Source organism: Nitrospirota bacterium, from assembly GCA_040757335.1.
Taxonomy (GTDB): domain Bacteria; phylum Nitrospirota; class Nitrospiria; order 2-01-FULL-66-17; family 2-01-FULL-66-17; genus JBFLXB01.
Map to the genome: position 1 here is coordinate 67,560 of JBFLXB010000006.1, position 15,840 is coordinate 83,399.

Here is a 15,840-nt window from a genome sequence, read left to right on the forward strand (position 1 = left end):
ACGGCCTCATCGCCCCGATCCTCCCCGCAACCACGCCAGCGGATCGCTGCGGCGCCCCTGGAGGATCTGCGCGAACGCGACCGGACCCGAAAACTCCACCGCCACGTTGTCGTCGCGATTGGGCACCGCGCCGTTGAGCAACCTCGCGATGGTTCCGTGGTGGCCGACCAGCGTGGCGTAGAGGTCGTTCTCGGAGCGAAAATCGACGCGGGCCAGATCCGGTCCGGTCTGGGGCTCCGACAATGCCGCGGCCACCCGGGCGCGATCCAGAGCCAGGGGCGACGCCGATCCCACGAAAAAGACGTCGCCGGGCGTGGGTTCCACCACCACGAAAAACGGGAATGACCGCGCGAACGCCGCCAGCACGGCACGGAGATCCTCGGGTCCCATCGCGTCCGCGGTCACCCATTGCCCGAACACGCCTCCGGGTTGAAGGCGCGACGCCGCGAGCGCGAAGAACTCCTCGGTAAACAGCGTCGCGGCTCCCGCCACCCAGGGCAACGACGGCTGGGAAATGATCACGTCGTAGCGATGGGGCGAGAGCAGAAGAAAATTCCGGCCGTCCTCGGGCCACACGCGGACGCGAGGATCCGCCAACGGACTGCCGTTCTCGGGTTCGAACTCGCGCGAGGCCTCGATGACGGCTCGTTCCAACTCCACGACGTCCACTTGTCCCACCGGGTAGCGCAACACGGAGCCCGTGGTCGCGCCGCTCCCCAGCCCGATCACGAGCACGCGATCCGCGGAGCGCGCAAACCACAGCGGCCAGTGGCCGATCGCGACCTGGGTCCTCATGAACGGGTCGCCGGACTCGGTGCGGCCGTTGATCGTCAGCAGGCGTCCCTCCTCGTCGCTGCGCGTCACCACGACCGTCGCCGTCAGCCCCTCGCGTTCATAGAGGGCCTGTCCGTGGCCGAGTCTGGCTTTGACGCCGTCTACGCCCTCTCGCTCCGCGACCGCAAGAAACCGCGGGAGGTTCCAGTACACCCCGGACGACATGAGGGTCGCGCTCCACGGCGGCAGGCTGGTCGCGGTGACCACGACCACGGCGGCCGCCGCGAGCGACCCCCAGAGCGCGAACCGGCGCGGAATCGAACGATCGCCGACGATGAGCCAGACGCCCAGCAAGAGACACGCCGCCACCGCGGCCAGCAGGCTCGCGCGAACTCCCAGAAACGGGACGAGCGCAAACCCGGCGAGCACGGCGCCGGCAATGGCGCCCGCCGTGTTGATCGCGTACAAGCGGCCCACCGAAGCGCCGATGGCGCGGGGATCATTCGCCACCAGGTGCAGGGCGACCGGAAAGATCACGCCGAACCCAAACGTCGGCGCAAACATCACCAGGAACGAGAGCGCGAACTGCGCAGCCGACATCACGTCCGGGCCGAGCCCGCGCAGCGAACGCACCGCGGCGATCAACGCAAAGGGCAACTGGCCCAACAGCGCCAGGGTGGCCAGCGACGCAACGGCCACCCCGAGTTGAACCGCCCCGAGCAGCGCCGTGCGGGGCACGACGCGCCGAACGAGCCAAGTCCCGAACGCGGCGCCGGACGCGAGCCCGGTGAGAAACGTGGCCAGCATGGCGGAGAACGCGTAGACCGAGGAGCCCAGTACCAGGCTCAGCGCGCGCGACCACACCACCTCGTTGACCAACGCGGCCGCCCCGGAGATCGCCAGCGTCAGGGCGACGCGGCGCTGGATGTGGGGAGCGATGGGCGCTGATGCGTCGGCCGTCGGTGACGAGGCCTCCGACTCGACGAACGGTCCGCGACGCGCCAGCATCCACGCGGCGGTCGCCGCTGCGAGATTGCTGCCGGCCGCGATGTAGATCGTTTGTCGCACGCCGAACGCGGGCAGGAGCACAAACCCGGTCCCTACGGCCCCGGCGATGGCGCCGGCAGTGTTGGCCGCGTACAGCGCGGCCGCGCGAGTGACGAACCATGCGGCGCCCGCCGCCGCGGCACGGCTGATCACCGGCAGGGTTGCGCCCATGAGCACCGTGGGGATCGCGAGGATCGCCGCCACCAACACCAGCCGCGCCCCCAGGACCAGCACCGACGACTCGGCCACGTGTCGCCACAGCGTCTGATACACCGGCACCACGGCGGCGAGCAGCCACGGGATCGCCAGCGCATAGGCGCCGACCCCTACTTCGATCGCGGCATACGCCACCAACGGGCGGCGAATGCGGCCTACGAAGCGTCCGCCGAGCGCGCCGCCGAGCGCGAGGCCACCCATGAACACGGCGAGCACGGTGGTCACCGCGATGGTGGTCGACCCGAACACCAGTACCAGCAATCGCCCCCACACGACCTGGTACACCAGCCCGGCGGCGCCGGACAGAAAAAATACGGCCCCCAGCAGCGTGATCGGCTTCACCGGGTGAGCCGGCTCAGGATGAGCGTGGCGCCGCGACGGTGCGCGTCAAAACTGGGCTCCGGCGGCAGGCGGGTCAGGAGGGTCTCCAGCGCGGCCCGCGCCTCCTCGCGTCGCCCCATCTCGTACAGCGCCACGGCGCGGTTGAGTGCGGCGTCGTGGTCGTCCGGAGTTCGGTCGAGCACCTCGCTGAACTGTTCGAGCGCCTCGGCCCATCGTTGATGTTTGAGGTACAACGTGCCCAAGTTATTCCGCGCCAGCGACTGATCGGGATCGAGCGTCAAGGTGTCGTGGTACAACTGCGCCGCGGCCGCATCATCGCCCGCGCGCTGAGCCAACAGTCCCAAATTGGCCAACGCCGCCGCGTCCCTGGGGTCGAGATCCAGCGCGTGGCGAAGGAATCCCGCGGCGTCGTCATCTCGATTCTGCTTGAGTGCGATGATCCCCAACATCCGGTACGTCTTGGCATACTCGGGCGCGAGGCTCGCGGTCTTGAGGAACAGCCACCTCGCCTGATCGTACTGCTCGCGGCGATACGCCAACGTACCCAGCACGTAATACGGAAACGCATCATTCGGTGCGATCGTCACCGCGCGACGAAACGCCTCCTCGGCGCGCTCGTAGTCGTTGCGCGTCATGTACCCGACCCCGAGATTAATGTGGGCGGCGCGACTCTCGGGTGATCGCGCCACCACCTCCTGCCACAACCGCACGTCGTCCGCCCACACCGCGGACCTGGCGCGGTCAACGGTCACAGCCAAGGCCAACACCACGACGCCTCCCACTATCGCGACGCCTTCGACGGTCCGACGAACCAGTGCAGACTGCAATCCCGGGGCCACGCGACCCCATGCAGCCCGCGCCTCACGCACCGCGATCGCGGCCAACCAGGCCAGCGCGACCGCGGAAAACGCCAGACGATTTTCCTGCATCAACCCTTTAACGGTCATCCACGGCAAGGGGGCCAACGGCGCCAATCCCGCAACCGCCCAGAGCAGACACCAAGACACCAGCGGCTGTCTACGCCAACACGCGACCACGGCGGCGAGGAGGACAAGGAATCCCGCAACGAGCCAAGCCGCGGTGACCGCGTGGAACCGCGTGGCAAACACCAACGGGTGATCCAGGCTCAGCGGGTACGGCCATACCAAGAGCAGCAAGGAACGGAGCATCATTTCGAGCAAGGTCCATGCGGGAAAGAGCGCGGGGCGCCCGACCTCCTCTGCCAGGCTGCCGGCCACGTTCCACCAGAGGGCGAAGTACCCGGCGAAGACGACGAGGTAGGGCGCCACCGCCACCAGGCTGCGCCGCCATGTGTCCGGAAACGGTCTTGAGGATGGCACCGACTCGTGGGATGAGATCACGAGATGGTACGTGAAGAAGGGTACGAGCACGGCGACCGCCGACTCTTTGCTGAACAGAGCGGAAAGAAACGCGGCGGCTCCCACGACGGTCCACGCCCGTCCGCCGCCGGTTTCGCGACGCAGAAACGCCCAGCACGCGATCAACGCCCCGCACACCGCTAAGAGCGACGAGCGCGCCACTGCGTAGTTCACGGCTTCGGCGTTCACCGGGTGGACCGCGTACACCAAGGCCGCCAGCGCGGCCCATCGATCATCGTGAAGCAGCCGGCGCCCCACCACGAACACGAGCCACGACGCTACAAAATGCAGCAGGAGATTGGCCGCCAGGTATCCCGCCGGCTTGAGCCCCCCGGCCGCGTAGTTGAGTGCGAAACTGGCCACGGTCAGCGGGCGATACCCCGCCACCCCTGGTTCTGAAGACGCGGCAAGCGGGGACGTCAGGTAGAACCAGGGCTGCCATTTCCGAATCGCCAAGTTTTCGGTGATGGAAATCTTGTCGTCATAGTGGAACCCACCTTTGGCGGCCCCGCCGTGTGCGGCCGCCACCACGGCCATCAGCCCGACCGCCACCACCCAGGGACGGATCGTCACGGCGCGCCCCCGGCGAGCAGATGGTCGATGGCGGTCCGATACCGGTCAAAAGCGGGACCTGGCGGCAACCGTCCGCGCATGTCGCGCAGAACCACAGCGGCCTCGGCGTGCCGCCCCAAACCCGCGAGCGCCACCCCTTGGTTGTACGACGCCTCCAGAAACTCGGGGTCGCGGCGCAGGGCTGCGGTCACCAGGTCGAGGGCCACGGCGAACTCGCGCCGTTGCAGATGAATCGTCGCCAGGTTATTGAGGGCGTCGCGTTGCGTCGGGTTGAGATCGAGTGCGATCCGAAACAGGGCTTCCGCCGTGCGGGTGTCGCCGGCGCGGAGCGCCAGGATCCCCAAATTCGCCTGTGCGTCGGCGTCCTGGGGGTTGAGATGGACCGCGCGCTGGAACGCCGCAGTCGCCTCGTCCGTCAGGTTCTGACGAAGCGCCAGCAGGCCGAGGTTGTAGTGGGCGCGGTAATAGCTCGGAACCAGCACGAGGACCTCTTCAAACACCGCCTTCGCGCGCCCGTATTCCCGGTGCATCATGTAGGCCGACCCCAGGTTGATGCGCGCGAGCAGGTTATCCGGCGATCGTTCGACCACTTCAGCCCACAGTCGCCGATCATCGTTCCACACCGCCGAACGCGCTCGGTCCACCGCCACGGCGGCCACGACGAGAACCGCTCCGATGCCGGCGAGGAACCGTCGAATGACCACAGCGGCGTGCCAGCTTGCGACTCCCGTCCAGATCTCGCGAGCCAATGCCGCCGTGGCCAGCGAGAGACCGGCCGCCGAAAATCCGATGCGATGTTCTTGGAACAGCGCCACCGTGGTCAACCACGGCAGCGGCGCCAGCGGAGCCAACCCGACAAGCGCCCACAACAGGCCCCACGCCGCGACGGGCACGCGCCGGGAGAGCGCGACGAAGGCGACGACGAATCCCACCGCGCCGAGCACGAGCACCGCGGCCAGCTCCCCGTCAAACCGCGTCAGGAACGTGAGCGGATGGTCCAGCCCCAACGGCCACGGCCAGACCCAGAGCGCCAGCGATCGCCCCGCCAGCTCCGCGAAGGTCCACGCCGGACGGTCGGAGGGCGGCCCGGGCGCAGCGACCCCTCCGGCCGTCATGATCCGCCAAAACGCCACATACAACACCGCCATCGCGCCGAAAGCCAGCGCGGCTCGGCGGGCGCGCGCAAGATTCGCCTGGGCGCGTGACGCGCGCGATCGAAACCAGCCGTATGCCGCCAGCGGCGCGACCACGACAACCGCCGACTCTTTGCTCAGCATGGCCGCCACGAATGCGGCGAGCGCGAGGACGCCCATCGCCGGCCCGCCCTTCGATTCGACGTACCGGATATACGCCCACGTCGCCGCGAGCGCGAAAATCGTCGAGAGCAGCGACGAGCGCGCGGTCACGTAGTTGACGGATTCGGCATTGACCGGGTGCAGCGCAAACACCAGCCCGGCACACCACGCCCAGCGTTTGTCGTCCCACACCTCGTAGCCGATCAGGACGATCAACCATGCGGCAAGGACATGCAGCGCGAGATTCGTGGCCAAATATCCGGACGGGTCGAGCCCCGACACGACGTGATTCACCGCGAGCGATAGCGCCATCAACGGTCGGTAGATCGCGGCGTCGCGCTCGCTATTGACCGCGTCGCCTCCCGTGAACATGCGAGATGGCTGCCACGACCGTACCGCGGGGTTGTTCACGACCACGGACAGGTCGTCGTAGTGAAACTCGCCCTTGACCGCCCCGCCGTGCGCGGCCACGACCGCCCCGCCAAGCGCCGCGGCAGCCGCCCACTGCCGCACCGTCACGGCGCACCTCCGGCGAGCAGATGGTCGATGGCGGTCCGATACCGATCAAAGGCGGGATCGGGCGGCAACCGTCCGCGCATGTCGCGCAGAACCGCCGCGGCCTCGGCGTGCCGGCCCAAACCGGCGAGCGCCACCCCTTGGTTGTACGTCGCCTCCAGAAACTCGGGGTCGCGACGCAGGGCTTCGGTCACCAGGTCGAGGGCCAGGGCGAACTCACGCCGTTGCAGATAGATCGTCGCCAAGTTGTTCAGGGCATCGCGTTGTGTCGGGTTGATCTCGAGCGCGATGCGAAAGACCGCTTCCGCCGTGCGGGTGTCGCCGGCGCGGAGCGCCAGGATCCCCAAATTCGCCTGTGCGTCGGCGTCCTGGGGGTTGAGATGGACCGCGCGCTGGAACGCCGCAGCCGCTTCGTCCGTCCGGTTCTGGCGCAGCGCAAGCAGACCGAGGTTGTAATAGGCGCGGTGATAACTGGGCACCAGCGCAAGGATCTCTTCAAACTCCGCCTTGGCGCGCTCATATTCGCGGTGCATCATATAGGCCGAGCCCAGGTTGATGCGTGCGACGAGGTTATCCGGCGATCGTTCGACCACTTCGGCCCACAGTCGGCGGTCGTCGTTCCACACCGCGGAGCGCCCCCGGTCTATCGCCACGGCGAGGACCGTCAGCGCGACACCGGCGCAAGCTATTGTCGCCCGGAGCCACCTCGCAGCGTGCTGCCTTCCCGCGGCCATCCAGAGTTCCCGTACCAGCACGGCCGTCGTCCACGATAGGCCCGCCGCCGAAAAACCCATGCGTTGTTCCTGCAACAATCCGATCGTGGTCAACCACGGCAGCGGAGCCAGCGGGGCCAGTCCGGCAACCGCCCACACGAGTCCCCAAGCAGCCACCGGCGCTCGCGGCTTCAGCCAGACAATGGCGACGGCAAGCCCGACGACTCCGGTGACGAGTGCAACGGCGAGCCCGTCGTGGAATGTCGACAGGAACGTCAGCGGGTGATCGAGCCCGAGGGGCCAGGGCCAGATCCACAGCGCCAATGAGCGCCCCAGCATTTCCAGGAAGGTCCACGCCGGATGCACCGAAGGCGTCGGAGGATTCGTTACTCCGGAGGTCAGCACCCTCCAGAACGCCACGTAGAGTGCGGCCAGCACCGCGTAAACCACGGCGGCTCTGGTCGCGCGCGAGGCGATGCCCTCCTCCACGGCGGGCGTCGGCCGCAGCCACGCATACGCCAGAAGCGGAGCGACCAGCGCCACCGCCGACTCCTTGCTCAACAGGCCGCCCGCGAACGCGGCCAACCCCACGAACACCAACCCCCGACCGCCCTTGTGCTCCGCGTACCGAATGAACGCCCAGGCCGATGTCAAACAGAAGACCGTGGACAACAACGACGCACGCGTCACCGCATAGTTGACGGCCTCCGCGTTGATGGGATGAATCGCGTAGAGGGCTCCCGCCACCAATGCCCACCGCGCGTCGCCGAGCACCAGCCGGCCGATCAGGAACACGAGCCAAGACGCGCCGCCGTGAAGCACCATGTTGACGATCAAAAAGGATGACGGCTCCATCCCGGCCAGTCGATACGTCGCGGAAAACGACCACACGGTCAAGGGCCGGTACGACGCGGTGTTGAACATGTTGAGTTCCGCGTCCGTGGAGGTGAAATACCGGAGCGGATGCCATGTTTTGACCGCCGGATTCTGAACGAACGCGTAGAAATCGTCGTAGTGAAATGCGCCCGGGAGCGCGCCGCCGTGCGCGGTCCACACGAGCGTACCCAACACGATGAGCGCGGCCACTGTCTTTTCTATCTTTCGATGGCTCATCCTAGAGCCCGGACGTTGAATCGGCCCGGAGGGATGACGTATTTCCGGCGCTGCGCGCAATATCCCGCCCAGGCTATGGCAACGCCTCGCCCCTTGTGCCGCGCGGCCCGACGGACGGGGTGCCGACGATCCAGCGTCGTTCACGGCTCGCCTCCCAGCAGGAGACGATTGATCCCGTTTCGGTACAGCTCGGACCGCGAATCCGATGCGAGACGAGTCAGGACGTTCCGCAGCACCGCTTCACCTTCGGGCCTGCGGCCCAGGCCCACGAGTGCGACACCGCGAAGATACGCTGCGTCGAGCGAATCGTCCTGCTGCCGCAGGAGAGTCAGCACTTCCAGCGCGCGCGACCAGTCGCGGCGAATCATGTACACGCTGGCAAGATCGTTCAGAGCAGACCGATGGTTGGGATTGAGGGCCAACGCCGCCCGCAAAGACCGCTCACCGCTCGCCACGTCCCCGAGTAGGATTTCGACCCGCCCCAACGCCGCATGGGCATTGGCCTGCTCGGGGCTCACGGCGACCGCCTGCCGGAACGCGGCGGCCGCTTCGATAAGGCGCGGCCTGGCGTCCGTGCCAACCTCGATACCGTGTTGGTGCCGCTTGAGGGCAAGCAGTCCGAGGTTGTAGTAGGCTCGCGAGTAGGTGGGATCGATCGCCGCAATCGCGCGAAATTCAGCCTCCGCACGATCAAACTCCCCACTTTCCATATATGCGGCGCCCAAGTTCATTCTCGCTAGGGGGTTGTAGGGCGACCGACTGACCGCTTCCTCCCACAGTCGCCGATCGTCGTTCCAGACGCCCGATCGTGCCCGATCAAGGCTTATCGCCCCCGCCGCCACTATCACCCCAACGCCCACCAACGCCCAACGTATCATCCAGCCGACCGGTCGCACCTGTGCGAGCCATCCCCACCCGCTCCTGATGGCGGCCGCGGTCAGCCATGACAACGCCACGGCCGGCATACTCAATCGGTGTTCCTGGAGCAACGCGACGGTGGTCAGCCAAGGGAGAGGTGCAAGCGGAGCGAATCCCGCGATGACCCACGACAGCAACCACGCGACAAATGGGGCACGCCTGACCGCGAGCACACCCAGACCGGCCAAACCGACGGCGCAAACCACCAACCACACGGCAAGCCAGGCGTCGAAACGTACAAGAAACGTCAAGGGGTGTTCCAGACCCAGGGGCCAGGGCCATAACCAAAGCGCGAGCGAGCGTCCAACGATCTCCAGCAGGGTCCAGACCGGACGCGCAGCCGGCAGCCCTGCGCTCACCCCAGGTGCGATCATCAGTTCCCACCACACCACGTAACAGAGTGCGGCAAGGCTGCTTGCCAGCACCACCCGGATGGCCCGCCGACTGGCAATCGGCGTGGTAGCACGCCCACCGATGTCGCCGAATCGCGGGGCAAGCCACCAGTAGGCCGTGATCGGAATGACCAACGCCACGGCGGATTCTTTGCTGAGCATCGCGCCGCAGAACGCCGCCAGGCCGACCATCAGCCACCCGACTCCCTTCCCGCGCCTGCTATCGCGGAGCATCGCCCAGAACGCGGCCAATGAAAACACCGTGGCCAAAAGCGAGGACCTCGCGGTGACGTAGTTGACCGCTTCAGCGTTCACCGGGTGAAGCGCAAACACCACGGCTGCGACAGCAGCCCATCGCGCCTCACCAAGAAGCTCCCGTCCAGTCAGGAAGATCAGCCACGAGATCAGGCCGTGGAGGACCAGATTGACCAGTAGATACCCCCGAGGATCGAGTCCCCCCACTTGGTAGTTGAGCGCTAACGATAGCACCGTGAGAGGTCGATTGCCTCCCACCCACGCTTTCTGGCCGCCGTCGTTCACGGCGTGGGGCGTCGCAAAGTAGCTCGCAGGCTGCCAGCGATGCACGGCGGTGTTCTCAACGACCACAAACTGGTCGTCGTAGTGAAACTGGCCGTGGATAGCTCCTCCGTGCGCAACGGCGACAGCCGCAGCAAGACTGATTAGAATGACGGCCGTCTTGATCCGGCCGCGACTTCGCCACGCTGATGGTGGAGCGGTCATCGTGGTTCGGACAACGCGTTAAGCCGAGCCTGGACCGCGACCAAACCGGGGCTGACCGCCAGCGCCGCACGGTAAACACGCGCGGCGCGGTCCATGGCGCCGCTGCGTTCATAGAGCGCCCCAAGATTTGCGAGCGCCTTCACGTCAGTGGGATCCCGCCCGACCGCCCGTTCATAGGCCGCGACCGCTTCCGCATACCGACCCAGTTTGGCATATCCCAATCCCAGATTGAAATCGACCCGAGGCAGCAGCGGGTCGAGCCTCGACGCCGCGGTCAAAGCCTCGACCGCTCCCGAGGCGTCACTCGCTCGCAGCCGGGCAGCGCCCAGGCTTTGATGATACGCCGCTTTGCTCGGATATTTATCCACCGCCGCAGTCCAGAATCCCACTTCGTCGCGCCAGGCGCGTCCGGCCTGCGCGTTCGTGATCACCAGCGCCACCACGACCGCTCCGCCCAGCGTCCACGCCGCTTTCCGCAGCCATCGCTGCGCCGCCGCTGATCGGACCATCGCGGGCACGCGCCGCGCCAGGGCCTCTGCTGCGGCGACCACGGCCACCGCCAGCCCCACCGTGGCCTGATACCCGCGGTGGGGCTGAAACAACGCCACGTTCGTCACAAACGGCAACGCCATCACGGGGAGGAGAGCGCTGACACCCGTAGCGATGCCCCAGGCAACAAGCGGAAGCCGTTGCCGGAAGGCATACCCAACACCGCACACCCCCCCGATCAGGGCCGCGGCGCCCCACACCACAGGCTGGTCCCACCCGACCCAAGGCTGCGGAGAAACCGGTTCGACCCCGAACAGCACGACCCAGTCCCACAGGTGCCGGCCGAGCAATACCAGCCCCGTGGCCAAGGCCATGTCCGTGGAAACGAACGCCCCGGAAACTGCGTGGTTGACCGCCAAGACCGCAGGCGCGACGCTAAGAACCGCGGTCGCGGCGTGAAGACCCAACCGCCGAACGCTCTCTGCCAGAGTCGCGGCCGCGACCAGACGTTCATACGCGACGAACCACACGAGGCCCATCACCGCGCTTTCCTTGCTGAGCACCGCCAAGGCGAGAAATCCGAGGCTCAATGCTCGCCACGTACGACGGCTCGTTTCCTGTTCGCGCCAACGCAGGTACGCGCAGAACGAAGCGAGCAGCCAGAGCGTGCTGAGGACCGAGGACCGCGCACTCAGATAGTGGACCGCCTCGGTCTGAACGGGATGAAGCGCCGCCATGAGGGCGCTGGCCGCGGCCCAGCCTGGCGACAACCCCAGAGCCATCGCAACCAGGTACACGAGCCAGACCACGGCCGCGTGAAGGACGACCTGGGTCGCGTGGTACACGGCCGGTCGCCCCCCACCCACCACGTGATCGATTGCGTAGGACGAGAGCGTCGCCGGCCGAAATCCGCGACCCTGAGGATCGCGGCTTGCGGCCTCCGACGAGGTCCAGATCAACCCCCAGGCGTGCGTGAGCACCGCGGGGTTTTCCGCGATCAGGTGATAATCATCGTAAAGGAAACCAGCCCGAAGAGCGCCGCCGTGAGCCACCAACACCGCAAGCAGCAGGACCAGAATCGGCAGCCGACCGCGTATCGAGCCGACAGCTACGCGTTCGCTCATGCCTTCCCCGACCCGCTCCAACGCGCGGCTACTTGCTGAGTTTGATGACGTAGTCGCTGTTCGCCTCGACGATCGCCGCGTAGTTCGCCCCGCCGACCGCGTTGCCGTCGCTGTCGTAAACGATGGGGTTGGAGCTGGTGGCGCGTTGGGTGCCCAGGAAGCGGATCTGGACCTCGCCGACCGGACGCAGCACAGCGTCAGCGGTGAACCCGCTGATGGTCGTGGTGGTGGTCTGTCCCTTGATCACCGGGAATGTGGTATTGGTCACTGCATCCGCGTACGCCTGCAGGAACCGACTGCCGAGTCCCCCGTTGAGCAGGCGCAGCCAGATCGGACCCGGCGGGACGTTGAAAATCGCAAACTTGCCGGACTGGCCGGTGACCGTGGTCGCAACCGGGGCCGTGCCCTGGTCGTCGAGGTAGACCACGTCGCCGACCGCCTGGCCATCGGCCTGAACCGCGGCGACGGCAATTCCGTCTACCGGCCTGGTGGTTTGCGGGAGGATCACCATCCGCCCCGACCCCGTACCGGGATCAGCGAGCACGGCGTCGACCTTGCCGTCGCCCGTGACGTCGTCCATGACCAGCGCGGCCGGCTGCCCTCCGACCGGCAACAGCAGCGGCAGACTAAATCCGCCCACACCGTCGGCCTCAAGGTACATCACGGTGCCGTCGCCCCCGTTCAGCACCACCAGATCAAGCGTGCGGTCGCCGTTGAGGTCGATCGTGGCCACCGCGGCGGGACTCTGGCCCGCCTGGAGCGACGTGGGCGGCAGGAACAGCTGGTCGCCGATGACGCTGTTCACGAAGACCCAAATCTTTGGATCACCGGCTGCGCGATCAGCCACGACGACGTCGTTGAATCCGTCGCCGTCCACGTCGCCGATGGCGGCCGCGCTGAAGTCAGGAGTCGCCCCGCTGGGACGACGGTATTGGGTCAGCCGGTTGGTCACGCCGACTTGTTGCATCACCGAGATCGAGTCGCTGTTCACGAAGACCAGGTCCGGGATGCCGTCGAAATCCAATTGCCCCGACAGGATCGCCCGAGGCTGCTCTCCCACGTCGATACCCGGCGCCGGGGTCTTGAATCCGCCTCCGGTGCCCAACAGAAATCCCACCGTGCCGGAGGCGTCGGTGATCATGAGATCGGGGATCTGATCGCGGTTGAAATCCGCGGCGGCCATGGCGGTGGGCGTCCGACCCACGTCGTCGACCACGAGGCTTCCGCCGAACACGAATTGGCCCCGGCCGCGCCCCTCCAAGAGCGAGATGCTCACGGAGTCCCGGTTGAGCACGACCAGATCCGACACGCCGTCGCGGGTATAGTCGACCACCAGCAGCGCCAGCGGTCCTCCCTCGACCCCACAACCGCGTTGCTCCACCCTGCAGGTTGAGTCCCTCACGACCTCCTGGGCCAAAACGAACGCCTCATCCCCGGTATTGAGCCAGATCGTCACCTTCTGCGTCGCCGTATCGATGATCGCCAGGTCGCGGAAGGTATCGTCGTTGAAGGATCCTGTCACAAACGCACCCGGGGTCCCGATCTTGTTACATCCCACCACGGAGTTGTCAGGCAGCTCGGTCCACGCCGGGTTCGCACACGTCAAAGGCACAGGGTCGCCGTTCTCATCCACCTCGCCCAGGCTCGCGGTGGTGGTCTGACCCCAGATCACGGCCGTGCCGTCGCCGCGGGTCACGCTCGCGGCCCTGGCCAGGTCGGTCATCGCGCCCGTCTCCACCGCGCCCACAAACAGGCCGTTCACCGCGCGATCCGTGGTCCGCACGCCGAAGGTATAGGTGTCCATGAGTCCTGGTCCAGAAGTTTTCAGCACATTGTCCTGCCACGACCCCAGCGGAACCGTGAGCAGCCCTGCGGCCGACGCGGACTGGTAGCGAAGTTGGCAGTACCCGTCCTGCTCCACCCGGTAGGGCCCGTACACCTCTTGCTGATCGCACGGAACATCCACCTTACCCGTGAGACCCAGCAGGTTCTCGGGATCGCTGTAGCAGACGCCGCCGCGCTCGAACGTGTTCGGTGGACACTCCTGGCGGATGGGCAGCGGGTCTCCACCCGCCACGCTGAGGGTGATTCCCCCGCTCCCTAGCGACTGGCCGGTGAGCGGAGCGAATGTTCCGGACACGTCCACCGATCGCGGCGGCGAGTTGTTCACATCGAGGGTCACGTACGTGACCCCGCCGGCGCGGCTGTCCGCGAGGACGTTTCCCGTGTCTTCCGGCGACGTCACATCGAGCGATACCGTGCCGAGCGGGGCATTGAAGACGATGAATCGGCCGTCCTGCGTGGTCGCCGTGAGGTCGCGGCGGGGCACGCCGCCGAAGTCGAAATAGTAGATCAAAGGGGTCTGCCCGGACGCCTGGCTCGCGTCGCTTCCATCCACCGGTGTCAGACGGATCGAGGTCCCGCCGGCCGGTTGGCCCGAGGAGACGTCGACCGCGGTTCCCAACAGAATCCCGAGGTCAGGGTTCCGGTCCTCCGGCGCCAGGTTCACGCTCTGCTGGATTTGATCGATCGCCTGGCTGGTCACAGCCACCAAGTTCTGGACATGATCTCTGAACTGGTTGGTCGCGGCGTCGACCTCCGATGTCCCGGTCGTCACGCGCTGATACGTGGGCAGGTACTCGCCCGGCGTGGGTCCCTCGACTTTGACGAGGTAGGTGCTCGATTGCAGCAAGGGCGTGGTTGCTGCCGCGTTCCCATTGATCGAAACGAAGTAGCGACCCTCGGCGCTGGCGACGAAGACCTGCGTCTGTTGCGGAGGGGGCAGTTCCGCGATGGGCACACCGAGCGGCGTGATGCGCGCGTTCGCCACGGGTCCCAGCCCGTCCTCCCTCATCACGCGTCCTGACACCGGGCCCGTAAAATAGGACGCAAACTGGTCCTCTCCGGTGATCGGTGTGGGCAGGAGCAGGGTATCGATGTTGTGGAAGGTCACGGCGTTGGGGATCATGGGGACGATGGACGTGTTGACGTATCGAACCGGCACCCCCGCGGTCGCCTCTTCAACGGTGGTGGTGACGTATATCGTCTTGGACGCGGGGATCGGCAGATTCAACGCCACGAAGCGCCCGCCCGGACCGGTCGACTCGCGGATGGCCGGACGACCGGTCTCGTCCATGTACACCAGGGCTCCTAAGCCGGGGCCGACCAGCGTCCTCCCGTCGTCGTCGGTGATGCGAACGATCGCATTGCGCCGTGGAGCGCCGGCTCCATAGCGGACCTGGCCGGCCAAGACTCCCTTGGTGGTATCCCAGGTGGTCCCCGCGACGCGCGCCGCAGCGTCCAGTCCGTCGCGGGTTTGGATGGTCATGAACTCGGTGAGCTCTGCGGTCTGGAGCGCGGTGAGCTCCGAGCTGTTGGCGTCGAAAAACTGATAGGTGGGGACGAACGAGTCGCCGCTCAACCGCGCGTAGTAGTCCCCTTCCGACGCCACGCAGAAGCGAAATCCGACGGTGCCCCGCTCAACCGCCGGGGCGTCCACGCGGTCTTGAGTCGGACTCTCGTCCGCACAGTTCACGGCCTCGCTCAAGCGCTGTCCGACCACCTCGACCCCGATCGGGCTTCCGGTAATCGCGCCGCCAGCGTCGTTGGTAATCTGACCGACCACGCCGATGACCGGAACCACGACCGGGGTGATGGTGACGGTGCCCAACGAAACTTCGTCGGGAAACGCCAGGAGGCGGGTGCCGCCGCGGCCGCCGGCCACGGCTTTGAGAAAAACCTCGCCGGGCGCGACGTTGAAGGCCGTAAATCCGCCCAACGTGGTGGTGCCCCGCGTCTGAACGAAGTCCGGCGTGCCGCCGAGGCTGTTATAAAAGAACTGGCCGATCCCGCGTCCATTGACGTCGGTAGCGGCCAGCACCACGTTGCCCGCTGTAGTGTCCGTCGTATCGTAGACGGTTCCGGAAATGACGCCGGTGCCGGGAAGTCGCGTGATATTCGCCGCGGAAATCAGGTTGATCAGGTCGCCGCCCGAAATGATCTGAAGGTTTCCTTCCACGCCCAGGACTGGATCAAATCGCACCTGAAACCCGAAATTGTACGTGGTTACATAGGGAACGTTCAAAGTTCCAGAGCCGCTCGGAGCGCCCGGAAAATCTTCGCTGCCGCAGGCAGCGAGCACCCCTCCCAGCAGCATCACGCCCGCAGTGCGAACACGTGTCGTCAGTGCAACGCGCCTCATTCTCCCC

7 protein-coding genes are annotated in these 15,840 nt (G+C 66.6%); all 7 read right to left on the reverse strand.

The window, feature by feature from the left end:
• Positions 1-6: 6 nt before the first annotated feature.
• Positions 7-2,379 carry a fused MFS/spermidine synthase gene (locus AB1451_05230; GenBank protein MEW6682315.1) on the reverse strand — a complete coding sequence of 791 codons (2,373 nt, stop codon included), beginning with the start codon at positions 2,377-2,379 and terminating at the stop codon, positions 7-9.
• On the reverse strand, positions 2,376-4,331 hold the full coding sequence (locus tag AB1451_05235; GenBank protein MEW6682316.1) for a tetratricopeptide repeat protein: 1,956 nt from the start codon (positions 4,329-4,331) through the stop codon (positions 2,376-2,378). Before AB1451_05235 ends, AB1451_05230 begins: the two co-directional genes overlap by 4 nt.
• Positions 4,328-6,145, reverse strand: coding sequence for a tetratricopeptide repeat protein (locus tag AB1451_05240; GenBank protein ID MEW6682317.1), 1,818 nt, complete (start codon positions 6,143-6,145; stop codon positions 4,328-4,330). Before AB1451_05240 ends, AB1451_05235 begins: the two co-directional genes overlap by 4 nt.
• Positions 6,142-7,968 (reverse strand): tetratricopeptide repeat protein, encoded by a 1,827-nt coding sequence (locus tag AB1451_05245; protein ID MEW6682318.1) that lies wholly within the window; start codon positions 7,966-7,968, stop codon positions 6,142-6,144. Before AB1451_05245 ends, AB1451_05240 begins: the two co-directional genes overlap by 4 nt.
• 140 nt (positions 7,969-8,108) lie before the next feature.
• Positions 8,109-10,019 (reverse strand): tetratricopeptide repeat protein, encoded by a 1,911-nt coding sequence (locus AB1451_05250; protein ID MEW6682319.1) that lies wholly within the window; start codon positions 10,017-10,019, stop codon positions 8,109-8,111.
• On the reverse strand, positions 10,016-11,632 hold the full coding sequence (locus tag AB1451_05255; protein ID MEW6682320.1) for a tetratricopeptide repeat protein: 1,617 nt from the start codon (positions 11,630-11,632) through the stop codon (positions 10,016-10,018). The genes AB1451_05250 and AB1451_05255 overlap by 4 nt, the downstream gene beginning before the upstream one ends.
• A 28-nt stretch (positions 11,633-11,660) precedes the next feature.
• Positions 11,661-15,833 (reverse strand): VCBS repeat-containing protein, encoded by a 4,173-nt coding sequence (locus AB1451_05260; GenBank protein MEW6682321.1) that lies wholly within the window; start codon positions 15,831-15,833, stop codon positions 11,661-11,663.
• Positions 15,834-15,840: the final 7 nt, after the last annotated feature.